A 10,305-nucleotide genomic window follows, 5' to 3' on the forward strand; every position below is an offset into this window, starting at 1 on the left:
GAGGGCATCGCTGTTGCCGATGCACTCGATGGCGATCCGCGCGATCGACGGCACCAGTTCGACGAGATCCGTGTCGGACGAGCCGTAGCGGCGGCGCATGTAACCGCCGAGAAATTCGCCGAGCGCATCGGCCGCGAGTTCCGGTACGGTAATCATCGGAGATTGATCATGCCTAGTTGGCCCCAAGCAGCGCACACGCGACATGCAACCATAGCTTGCCGTTGCGACACAATCCTTATGTAGTATTACGGGGCGGCGGTTGCACGGTGTCCCGCGGCTTGCGCGCCGCCACGTAGACGCCGATCAGGACCAGGGCAAAGCCGATGACGTGAAACGGCTGCAACCGTTCGCCGAGAAACGCGATCGCCATGATCGCACCAAATACCGGCACCACGTGAAAGAAGGGCGCCGCGCGGTTGGCCCCGATCAGCTGGACGCCGCGGTTGAAGCAGAGATAGGCCAGGGTCGAGGGAAAGATCGCGACATAGAACAGGGTCAGCAGATTGGGCCCATCCAGCGCCATCACCGGGCGCGACCACAATTCAAAGATCCACAGCGGGATCAGGCAGGCGGAGCCGCAGCCGAAGGTGAAGGCGACGAAGGAGAGGCCGTGAATGGCGGGGCGCTTCAGCGACAGCACCGAATAGAAGCCAAAGATGACCAGCGCAACGATGAAGATGATGTCGCCCTTGTTGAAGGCGATGCCGGCGAGCGCGGTGAGATCGCCATGCAGCAGGATCGTCAGCACGCCGGCCAGCGACAGCACGACGCCGCACGCCTGGGCCAGCGTCAAGCGGACCCCGAGCAGGATCAGCGACCACACGGCGACGAACAGCGGCAGCGCCGACTGCAGCAACAGCGTGTTCAGCGCCTGGGTATGCTCGAGCGCCCAGTATTGCATCGTGTTGAAGGCGCTGATGCCGGTGATGGAAAGAATGACCATTAAGCCGAGCCGCGAACGGATCATTGGCCAGTCGCGCCTGACATGGGGCCAGGCGATGGGCAAAATTGTGAGGAAGGCGAGCCCCCAGCGCAGGAACGACAGCGTCACCGGCGGAATGTGTCCGGCAGCGAGCCGGCCGACAATGGCGTTTCCGGCCCAGAACAGCGCCGTGAAGCTGAGCAGCAGATAGGGCTGGTTGGCGAACCAGCCAGGGGCGGAGACGGGATGCGAGGCTTGGTCGGAGGCGGTCATGGCAGCGGCCCGGTTGGTGCCGCGACACGGCGACTGATGCAGCGCTCTCGCTCGTCAAGCCATAAACTTCGGACTTGATGGCGAACGTCACTTCAGCAGCGGAACCCGGCCCGCCTACAGACACGGATTCTTGCCCTACTTCAATCGGGGCGGATGCATCGCCACCATGCGCCCGGGGGCCCTATCGGGCGCCTTGATGGCGAGCCGCGCTAATAATCCGGGTCGTTGCGCGCCTGGCGTTTGACCATCTGCTCGGCAAGATGGATCAGCGTCTGCTTGGTGCGGTGATCCTGCAATTCGCGGAAGGCGCGCAGCAGGCGCAGATCGAGCAGCGACTGCAGCGGATCGTGTTCCGGCGCTGCTGCCAATCGCGCCCTTTCGCTTGCGCCCCGCAGCAGATCGGCAGGAAGCTCGAGCGCGTCGGCGATCTGCCGCAGGCGGGTGGGGTCGCCGCGCTCCGATCGCTCGCTCTCCTCGAACCTTGGTTTGAGCGCGGCACTGAGCACCTCGGCGAGGTCGCTCTGTGAAAGCCCGATGGCGAGCCATTTCGCTTTCACCAGGCGGTCGATTGGCCCGTCAGACACGTGGTCCGTCATCGATTGGTCCCGTCTACGCGTTTGGGGAAGATCGGCACCACCTTCGGGCGCGATACTTTCTTGAAGCCGGCGAACAGGTTCACCAGCGGTTCGGCCTCCTTGTAGGCCTTCGGCAGATCCTTCGGATGCACGAACTCGTCGCTGAACCAGGGATATTTGCGGCTGTCGAAGGACTGCACGATCCAGTCGATCATCTGCTTGACGCGCGGAATCTTCTTCGTGTCGGGATGATAAGCGAGCCAGATGTCGAGCTCGAACTGGACGCCGATATCGAGCGCGATCAGGGGATCGCCGAGCGCCGGCGCGTAGGTCGGCAGCCAGCCGATGCCAGCGCCCTTGGCGACCGACCAGACATGGGCGGTCGAGACATTGTTGCGCATCGCAACGAAGCCGATCGGCTCGCGGCCCGCGTAGCGGTCATACATCATCTTGCCGAGCGTCTGATCGGCTTCCTGCATCACGATGCGGTGGTTCTGGCGGATGTCGTCCGCGCTCTTCGGCATCCCGTAGATCTCCACATAGGACGGGCTGACGAACGGCATGACGTGCAGCCGACCGATCTTCAGCCGCTTCAGATCCGGCTGATCGGGATTTTCCAGCTGTACCGCAACGTCGGCCTCGAGACGAAGCACGTCGGCGGATTTCATTTCGCATTTCAGGTCGACCAGGATGTTCGGAAACGCGCGCTGGAATTCGACCAGCCGTGGTGCCAGCCAGAAGGTGCCAAGGCCCTCGGTGACGGCGATACGGACCTCGCCGCTCAGCGCCGGAGTCGCCTGGTTGAGCGCGCAGTCCAGGCCGAACGAGGCTTCTTCCATTCGCTTGGCCGCTTCCAGGACCTGCAGACCTTCGCGGGTCAAACGGATGCCGTCGACATGCCGCGTCATCAGCGTGGTCTTGTAGGCCTGCTCCAGCATCGAGATGCGCTTCGAGAGGAAGTTTGCGGACATATTCAGTCGTTCGGCCGCGGCGCGAAAGCTGCCCACCCGCGCGACCTCGAGAAAGATACGAACGAGATCCCAGTTCGCCATCCGCCCTGGAACATGCTCACTGTTGTGAGCACCCCTGCGCTCAAGTGAGTGCATACAAATTACCCCGTTAGTTCTTTTAATATTCATTGCAGAATTAAGGCCGCTTCACAACTCAGAGACGACCCAGCATGACCGCGCTCGACCTAGGCTTAATACGCAAGACCGCCCGCGGAACGTCGCATGGCGGAGCTGCGCCGCATTCGCTCGACCGGATGACCGACCTGCAGATCGCGCGACGAACCGTGATCTTTACCGTCGACGCCGCAGGCATCACGTCGCTCGTGGACGCTGCGCGGCAGGATATCCCCGGTTTGACCACCAATGAGATCATTCTGTCGGTGGTCAATCACAACCCCGATACCTTCTGGGCGATCGCCAGGCGCGACCGTTTCAATATTGCAGCGCCCAGGGGCGAAGGATTTCTCGCCGTCCTCCCGCTTAATCACGAAGGTACGCGGCGGCTGATCGATGGGAGCCTCGACACCAAGAAGCCGGAGCTGCGCTGCGTCGCCCGCCAGTGCGAGCGGCCAGCCGGTATCTATGTGTGGTGCATTCATGCCAAGGGCTCGATCGCCGCCGGTATTCCCCTGGTGCTGCAAAAATTTTCGACGCCCCTCTATCAAGGCGTCAGCATCTATTCGCGGCCGGTGACCAAGGAAGGCTTGCGCGTGCTGGAGCCGCTCGGCTTCTCACCCGGCGCGCATTATGACGGGCTCTTTGCGCCCCACCTGCAAATGCTCGACCGCTCCGACGATCTGCCGCCGCTGAAGGCGGTGCCGCGCGATCCGGTAACGGTCGAAGTGGTGCGATCGATGGAGGGCATGGCCCAGGTGATCGCGGTCCGCGGCGCGGTGTACATGGGAGAGCAGCGCTGCCCGTTCGAAGAGGAGTTCGACGGCAACGACTTTTCCGCCACGCATCTGGTCTGCCACAAGGACGGCGAGCCGGTTGGCTGCCTGCGGATCCGGTACTTTGCCGGTTTCGCCAAGCTCGAACGGTTGGCGGTCCGCGACGAATTCCGTGGCGAGGGCCTCGCGAAACGCATTGTCGGCGCGGCAATCGAGCTCTGTCGCAAGAAGGGCTATGGCGTGCTCTACGCCCATGCTCAGAAACGCTATCTCCCATTCTGGGAGGCGCGTGGCTTTGCGCTGATGGGCAATCGGGAGTTCGTGTTCTCCGATTTCGACTATGTCGAGGTCAAGCTCGAGATCGGAGGGCATCCGCAGAGCATCACGCTCCACGACGACCCCTATGTGATCATCCGCCCTGAAGGACGGTGGGACGCGCCCGGCGTCCTGGAGAAATCGGTGAGCCGCGGCGTTCGTCCGGCGGCAGACCTCCGATGAGTGCCGTCATCGACCTGCGCGCCTATCTCGGCGAGCCGCGCAGCCGGCTCTTGGTCCTGGTCGACCTGCAGATGCGGAACTACGAGGAACTGGCACGCGACCCTTACTGCGACATGGGCTCCTGCCTGGAGAACTGCATGGCCGCGATCCGGCATGCACGGGCCCACGGATTGCCCATCGCGTTCACGCGACACGGCGAGGAACCGCGTTCGGGCGAGCCGTCCGCGCAATCGGCGTGGATCCCCGGGTTCGAGCCGAAGCGGAGCGACATGGTGTTCGAGCGGCAGCGTCCGTCCTGCTACGCCAACCGCCTGTTCGACAACATCGTGTCGCAGAGCGGCAGCTTTGCGCTCGCCGGCCTCATCGCCGACGAGGCCTGTCTTGCCACCGCGATCGATGCGGCGCATCGGGGGCATCATGTCACGTTCCTGAACGACGCCGCGGCCAGCCGCGGACGGGCAGGCGCCGATGCGAGGTCGGTTCACGCCATAACCACCAAGGCGATGGAACTGTTTGTCGACGTTCGTGCCACGCGGCGCTGGATGATCGCCACGTCGCCATCAACAACGAGAGGGCATCGATATGGATGAGTTCAGTGCCCGTCGCCTGCGCAGTGTGATCCCCGTGCTGTTGGAGCAGCGCCATGTCGTGGTTTCCGGCGGCGTCGAGTTCGCCGGCCACCTGCTCGACCTTGCCATCATGCAGGTCCGCCTGGCGCTGCACGACATCTCCGAGGAGGAGCTGTCGCAGTTCTCGAACGCCCTGAGCATGGGGCTGCTCGAGAACGAGCCGTCGGACTGACGGAAGCCCGCATGCATCGCAGGTGGATCACTCTGGCAATCTTGTTCGCGGCCCGCGCGGCGACCGGATTCCAGTTCCAGTCGGTCGGCTCGGTCGCAGACCAACTCATGCGCGATCTGGGCTTGAGCTATGCCCAGATCGGCGCATTGCTCGGGGCCTATCTGCTGCCGGGCATCGTCGTCGCCTTTCCGGCCGGTCTGCTCGGCGCCCGCCTCCGAGAGCAATCGCTCGGACTGTTCGGTCTCGTGCTGATGGTGATCTCAGGACTGGCGCTTGCAAACGCGGATAGTTTTGCCGCTGCGCTCGCCGCACGCACCGTCGGCGGTGTGGGCGCCACCCTCGTCGTGCTCGCCGCGACGAAACTGACGACGGACTGGTTCGAAGGGCGCGAGATCGCACTTGCGATGTCGATCCTGCAGATGAGCTGGCCGTTTGGCGCGATGCTGGCCTTGCCGATCCAGGCCGCCATCGCGCAAGGCTTTGGGTGGCCGGCGGAGATGGTCTGCGGCGCCCTTTGTGCGTTCGTGGCGCTGGTCGCGTTCGCGCTGTTACCAGGTCCCAACGCGCATGGCGACCCGCAGCCTGCCGCTGGTGCGGAACTCGGCCGCCCCATCCTGGTGCCCGTCATCGTAGCGGGAATCGTGTGGGGACTGATGAACCTCGCCTGTGTGCTGTTCTTCAGCCATGCGCCCGCGCTGATGGCTCTTCGCGGCTTTTCGCCGACGGCGGCGGCATCGCTGACCTCTCTCTCGATCTGGTTGACGATCCTGGCCATTCCGGCCGGCGGCTTTCTCGTGCACCGGCTCGGCAGGCCGATCGCGGCGATCGCGGTGTGCGCGCCGCTCGCCGCCGCAGCGCTGTCGTCGTTCGTGCTTGATCTCGATCCGACACTGGCCTGCTTGATATTTGGGGTGGCCGTGGGCCCGCTGTCGGGAGCGATTTTGTCGCTCCCGGCAGCGATCCTGCGCCCGCAGGATCGCTCGGCGGGTTTTGGCGTATTCTACACCTGCTTCTATTTCCTGATGGCCGTGGGACCCGCCTTTGCGGGCCGTCTGCAGGACGCGCTCGCCTCGCCGTCGGCGGCGCTGGTCGTGGCTGCGTTCTCGCTCGTTGCGATCGTGCCGCTGTCGCTGGGCTTTGCGATCTTGTCGAAGCCGGGCAGGCACGCCGCGCGCCGTTCCGCTCCGGGTGGCGAAGGCGATGCCACGGTAGAAGCCGTGGTTCGGACCTAGCCCGCCCTGAGGCGCGCCGGCGGACTGGCCGTCGGCCGGCCTGCCCAAGAGCCGCGGAGAGCACAGAATTTTCCGGGGATATCAAGGGCTTGGTAGTGCTCTAACGGCCCCTCTTGGCGCCCTTCTTGCTTGCTTCGACCGGCGGCTTCCATTATCGGGTGGGGTGCCTCTCATGCGGCGGCTTCAAGGCCGCGAGTTGGGCTGGGTGCATGATCTCCGAAGGGCAGGCTCGCGGACGCTGCTCCGAGGCCGGACGCGTGGCCTTTCGGACGCCGTCATGCTCGTGAAGCGATGGATTGCAGAGGGATTACCCGGGAATGGCTAATGTGGTCGTTGTCGGCGCCCAGTGGGGCGACGAAGGGAAAGGCAAGATCGTCGATTGGCTGTCGGAACAGGCCGATATCGTCGTACGTTTCCAGGGCGGACACAATGCCGGCCATACCCTCGTCATCAATGGTGAAACCTACAAGCTCGCGCTGCTGCCGTCGGGCGTGCTGCGGCCCTTAAAACTCTCCGTGATCGGGAACGGCGTGGTGTTCGATCCGCAGGCGTTCCTCGATGAGGTCGAGAGGCTGCGGGGCCAGGGTGTCGCGGTCGGCCCGGACAATCTGCGTGTCGCCGAGAACGTGACGCTGATCCTGCCGCTGCATCGCGAACTCGACGCGCTCAGGGAATCCTCCAACACGGGAACGGCGATCGGCACGACGCGCCGGGGCATCGGCCCGGCCTATGAGGACAAGGCCGGCCGCCGCGCGATCCGCCTGATGGATCTCGCCGATCTCGATACGCTGCCGCACAAGATCGACCGGCTTCTTGCGCATCATAATGCCCTTCGCCGCGGTCTCAATCTCGATGAGATCGACGGCAAGGGCATCCTGAAGGACTTGTCGGCGATGGCGCCGAAACTGCTGCCCTACGCGGAAACGGTATGGCGGCTGCTCGACATCAAGCGGCGCGAGGGCCGGCGCATTCTGTTCGAGGGTGCGCAGGGCGCGCTGCTCGATGTCGACCACGGCACCTACCCCTATGTGACGTCGTCCAACACCGTGGCCGCTCAGGCGGCGACCGGAACCGGCATTGGGCCGGGCGGCGTCGGCTATGTCCTGGGGATCTGCAAGGCCTACACGACCAGAGTCGGCATGGGCCCGTTTCCGACCGAGCTCCTGAACGAGATCGGCGAAGAGATCGGACGCCGGGGCAAGGAGTTCGGGGTCAACACCGGACGCAAGCGGCGCTGTGGCTGGTTTGACGCCGTGCTCGTGCGCCAGACGGTCAGGACCTGCGGCATCAACGGGCTCGCGCTCACCAAGCTCGACATTCTCGACGGGTTCGACAGCGTCGAGGTCTGCACAGGATATCGGCTTGACGGGCGCGAAATCGATCACCTTCCCGCCGGTGAGGGCGCGCAGGCGAGGGTGGTCCCGATCTACGAAACCATCGAAGGCTGGAAGCAGCCGACCGCCAAGGCAAGGTCGTGGGCCGATCTGCCGGCGCAGGCCATCAAATATGTCCGGCGGATCGAGGAACTCGTGGGTTGTCCGATCGCCCTGCTTTCCACGAGCCCCGAACGCGAGGATACTATCCTGGTGCAGAATCCATTCGAGACGTAACGCGATATGACCGTAAGGCTCTCACAGTCGAGTTGATATGGCCGACTATTACCCGCTGATCGCTCGTGCCATTGCCGGACTGGATCCCAATGCCCCCGGCGAGAGCCGCCGTGCGCTCTATGAGCGCGCACGCGCGGCGTTGATCGCACAGTTGCGCGGCGTGCAGCCACCCCTCAGCGAGTCGGAAATCACGCGCGAGCGGTTGTCGCTGGAGGAGGCGGTCCGCAAGGTGGAAGCGGAAGCTGCGCAGCGCGCCCGCGACGCTGCACGTCCGCCAGGCGCTCCGCCGCGGGCCGGCGATGCGCTTCGCAGAGCCAGCGCGCGTACGGCTACGCCGCCTGCGCCGGGTGCGCGTAATGATCGGCCGCCCGGAGCATCCGAGGAACGAGCTGACAACCAACAGCGTCCGCCGCGCAATCTGCGCGCCGATGCCACCTCGCCATCATCGCAACAGGCACCGCCGCCGCCCCAGCAGTCGGCATCGGCGCAGCCGTCATCGCCGCTGGCGGCGCAGCCAGTGGCGATGCAGGAACCCCAATTGCCCGGACGAGAACGCCCTGGAGTGTCGCCGCGCCGAGGCCCCGAGGGCGGTGCGCCACAGACCCAGGGTGTCAGAGGTTTTCGCGACATCACGGCTGATGCCGATGATCTCGGCCGCGCCGCCGCGCAAGCCAATCGCGCGGCGCGGAAAACCTATGCGAATGTCCCCTCACCCGAGTTCGACCGGCTCGAGCCCGGCCTGGACAATCGCGGCGGCGATGGCGATACGCCGTTTTCCTTTGACGAGTCGGTCGCAGAAGCCGAGCGCTACGCGCCACAGCCGCCGGTGCCGCGGCCGCGGGGCGGTGCGGAACGGGATCGTGCGGCAGGAAAGCCGCTCCGTCTCGCGGCTTTTCCGTTCAAGAGCGCAATCGCGATCGGTGTGGTGCTGGTGCTCGGCGGCGCTGCGCTGCTGTGGGGCAAGTCGGCCATCACCACCGTCAGCGGCTTGTTGAAGTCGCAGCCGCAGGCCGTCGTCGAGGCGCCGAAGGACAGTTCCGCGCCGCTCAGCAAGCCGAAAATTGCCGATCGGGTCGGGCAGGCGCCGTCCTCGGAGCAGGTGGCACCGGTGGCGCAGCGCGTGGTGCTGTATGATGAGGATCCCTCCGATCCGAAGGGCAAGCAATATGTCGGCTCGGTGATCTGGCGCACCGATCAGGTCAAGGGGGCCGGTGGACAGAAAGCCGAGATGGCGGTGCGGGCCGACATCGAGATTCCGGACCGCAAGTTCAAGATGACGATGTCGTTTCGCCGCAATACCGACTCCTCGCTGCCGGCGAGCCATACCGTGGAACTGACCTTCATCCTGCCTTCGGACTTCACGGGCGGTGGCGTCGACAAGGTTCCGGGCATTTTGATGAAGTCGAACGAACAGGCCCGCGGCACCCCGCTGGCAGGGCTCGCGGTGAAGGTCACGGACGGCTTCTTCCTGGTCGGGCTTTCCAATGTCGATGCCGACCGCCAGCGCAACGTGCAGCTCCTGAAGGAACGCTCCTGGTTCGACGTGCCGCTGGTCTACACCAATCAGCGCCGCGCCATCATCGCGATCGAGAAGGGGGCGCCAGGCGAGCGTGCGTTTAACGACGCCTTCACCGCCTGGGGCGAATAACGCGGCGCAGCGCGCGTTCGCTGTTGCAGCTGCGCCATCCGTCGTCTTGACGTCATCTTCGGCATGGCCTGTAGTTGGCCTGGGCAATGATGCTTGTCCAGAAACTAGCAGACATCAGGAGAAAGGCGGCATGAAGCGCTATCTGTTATTCGCCCTGGTCGGACCGTTCCTGGGCGGGTTCTGCCTGCTGCTGGTGACCACGTACCAATCTGGCTATTGGAGCCATCCGCCGAGCGCCGCCGAAATCGGCAAGCTGGTTTCGGTCTTCGCGATGACGCTGCAGTACACCTATCTGTTCGGTTTCCTGCCGGCACTGATGATGGCCGCCATCGAAGACATTCTGTGCCATGTCAAGACGATCGGATCGGCGCTGCGGATCGTGCTGGTCGGCGCGATCGCCTTCGTGTTCGCCGCCTTCGCCTATGGCTCGCGTGGCGGCGACAGTGGCGCGGTGCAGTTCATCCTGTATGGGCTGGTGGGATTTGTCCCGGCGATCGTGTCGGCCTGGCTGGTTCATCGCTACGTCGAGGAACCGCTGCGGGCGCCGGCAGCTTGAACTGAGCGTAATGCAAGACCAGAACGGCGGATCGCTTGGGCCGCCGTTCTGTGCCGTAATGCAGTTTTGAATGCCGGTGCCGCGGCAGCCGCCGCCCGGACCGACGTCATCGAGACGCGTGGCGAGGCGGGCGTCAGCGACATCGCCTTCGACTGCGGCTTCAACGACCTGTCTACTTCAACGGCTGCTTCCGCCGCCGTTTCGGGCTCATGCCGACGGCCGCGCGCGGGCCGTGACCTCAAGCGTGCCCGCATCGCAACTTGTGCCCGCGACGCGCGTTCCCATGTGAT

At 64.7% G+C, this 10,305-nt stretch carries 11 protein-coding genes; 8 read left to right on the forward strand and 3 right to left on the reverse strand.

Features of this window, described 5'->3' with window-relative positions:
* Positions 1–235: 235 nt before the first annotated feature.
* The 3 genes from JOZ76_RS34380 to JOZ76_RS34390 form a co-directional block, all read right to left on the reverse strand.
* Complete coding sequence (locus tag JOZ76_RS34380; protein WP_291705826.1) at positions 236–1,195, reverse strand: DMT family transporter; 960 nt, start codon at positions 1,193–1,195, stop codon at positions 236–238.
* 209 nt (positions 1,196–1,404) lie between these two features.
* Positions 1,405–1,791, reverse strand: coding sequence for a hypothetical protein (locus JOZ76_RS34385; protein WP_291705827.1), 387 nt, complete (start codon positions 1,789–1,791; stop codon positions 1,405–1,407).
* Positions 1,788–2,822 (reverse strand): LysR family transcriptional regulator, encoded by a 1,035-nt coding sequence (locus JOZ76_RS34390; protein WP_291705828.1) that lies wholly within the window; start codon positions 2,820–2,822, stop codon positions 1,788–1,790. Before JOZ76_RS34390 ends, JOZ76_RS34385 begins: the two co-directional genes overlap by 4 nt.
* A 128-nt stretch (positions 2,823–2,950) precedes the next feature.
* Here JOZ76_RS34390 and JOZ76_RS34395 point away from each other — a divergent pair, with 128 nt between their 5' ends.
* The 8 genes from JOZ76_RS34395 to JOZ76_RS34430 form a co-directional block, all read left to right on the forward strand.
* Complete coding sequence (locus tag JOZ76_RS34395; RefSeq protein ID WP_291705829.1) at positions 2,951–4,168, forward strand: GNAT family N-acetyltransferase; 1,218 nt, start codon at positions 2,951–2,953, stop codon at positions 4,166–4,168.
* Complete coding sequence (locus JOZ76_RS34400; RefSeq protein WP_291705830.1) at positions 4,165–4,758, forward strand: cysteine hydrolase family protein; 594 nt, start codon at positions 4,165–4,167, stop codon at positions 4,756–4,758. The genes JOZ76_RS34395 and JOZ76_RS34400 overlap by 4 nt, the downstream gene beginning before the upstream one ends.
* Positions 4,751–4,969, forward strand: a complete 219-nt coding sequence (locus JOZ76_RS34405; protein WP_291705831.1) for a hypothetical protein — start codon at positions 4,751–4,753, stop codon at positions 4,967–4,969. Before JOZ76_RS34400 ends, JOZ76_RS34405 begins: the two co-directional genes overlap by 8 nt.
* A gap of 11 nt (positions 4,970–4,980) precedes the next feature.
* Positions 4,981–6,201 (forward strand): MFS transporter, encoded by a 1,221-nt coding sequence (locus JOZ76_RS34410; RefSeq protein ID WP_291705832.1) that lies wholly within the window; start codon positions 4,981–4,983, stop codon positions 6,199–6,201.
* Between the two features lie 317 nt (positions 6,202–6,518).
* Positions 6,519–7,811 (forward strand): adenylosuccinate synthase, encoded by a 1,293-nt coding sequence (locus tag JOZ76_RS34415; RefSeq protein ID WP_291705833.1) that lies wholly within the window; start codon positions 6,519–6,521, stop codon positions 7,809–7,811.
* A 37-nt stretch (positions 7,812–7,848) separates the two neighbouring features.
* A complete protein-coding gene (locus tag JOZ76_RS34420) occupies positions 7,849–9,459 on the forward strand; it encodes a hypothetical protein (RefSeq protein WP_291705834.1) in 1,611 nt (536 codons plus the stop codon).
* A gap of 130 nt (positions 9,460–9,589) precedes the next feature.
* On the forward strand, positions 9,590–10,015 hold the full coding sequence (locus JOZ76_RS34425) for a DUF5413 family protein (protein ID WP_291705835.1): 426 nt from the start codon (positions 9,590–9,592) through the stop codon (positions 10,013–10,015).
* A 66-nt stretch (positions 10,016–10,081) separates the two neighbouring features.
* Positions 10,082–10,305 (forward strand): hypothetical protein (locus tag JOZ76_RS34430; protein ID WP_291705836.1); only part of this gene is annotated, 224 nt, incomplete at its 3' end.

Origin of the sequence: Bradyrhizobium sp., assembly GCF_019244115.1 — a bacterium.
In the GTDB taxonomy this organism is placed as follows: domain Bacteria; phylum Pseudomonadota; class Alphaproteobacteria; order Rhizobiales; family Xanthobacteraceae; genus Bradyrhizobium.

Excerpts from the sequence above, each read along its gene's own strand:
- JOZ76_RS34385 (WP_291705827.1), bottom strand. The coding sequence starts at position 1,791 with ATGACGGACCACGTGTCTGACGGGCCAATCGACCGCCTGGTGAAAGCG.
- JOZ76_RS34380 (WP_291705826.1), bottom strand. The coding sequence starts at position 1,195 with ATGACCGCCTCCGACCAAGCCTCGCATCCCGTCTCCGCCCCTGGCTGG.
- JOZ76_RS34400 (WP_291705830.1), top strand. The coding sequence starts at position 4,165 with ATGAGTGCCGTCATCGACCTGCGCGCCTATCTCGGCGAGCCGCGCAGC.
- JOZ76_RS34395 (WP_291705829.1), top strand. The coding sequence starts at position 2,951 with ATGACCGCGCTCGACCTAGGCTTAATACGCAAGACCGCCCGCGGAACG.
- JOZ76_RS34405 (WP_291705831.1), top strand. The coding sequence starts at position 4,751 with ATGGATGAGTTCAGTGCCCGTCGCCTGCGCAGTGTGATCCCCGTGCTG.
- JOZ76_RS34410 (WP_291705832.1), top strand. The coding sequence starts at position 4,981 with ATGCATCGCAGGTGGATCACTCTGGCAATCTTGTTCGCGGCCCGCGCG.
- JOZ76_RS34425 (WP_291705835.1), top strand. The coding sequence starts at position 9,590 with ATGAAGCGCTATCTGTTATTCGCCCTGGTCGGACCGTTCCTGGGCGGG.
- JOZ76_RS34390 (WP_291705828.1), bottom strand. The coding sequence starts at position 2,822 with ATGGCGAACTGGGATCTCGTTCGTATCTTTCTCGAGGTCGCGCGGGTG.
- JOZ76_RS34420 (WP_291705834.1), top strand. The coding sequence starts at position 7,849 with ATGGCCGACTATTACCCGCTGATCGCTCGTGCCATTGCCGGACTGGAT.
- JOZ76_RS34415 (WP_291705833.1), top strand. The coding sequence starts at position 6,519 with ATGGCTAATGTGGTCGTTGTCGGCGCCCAGTGGGGCGACGAAGGGAAA.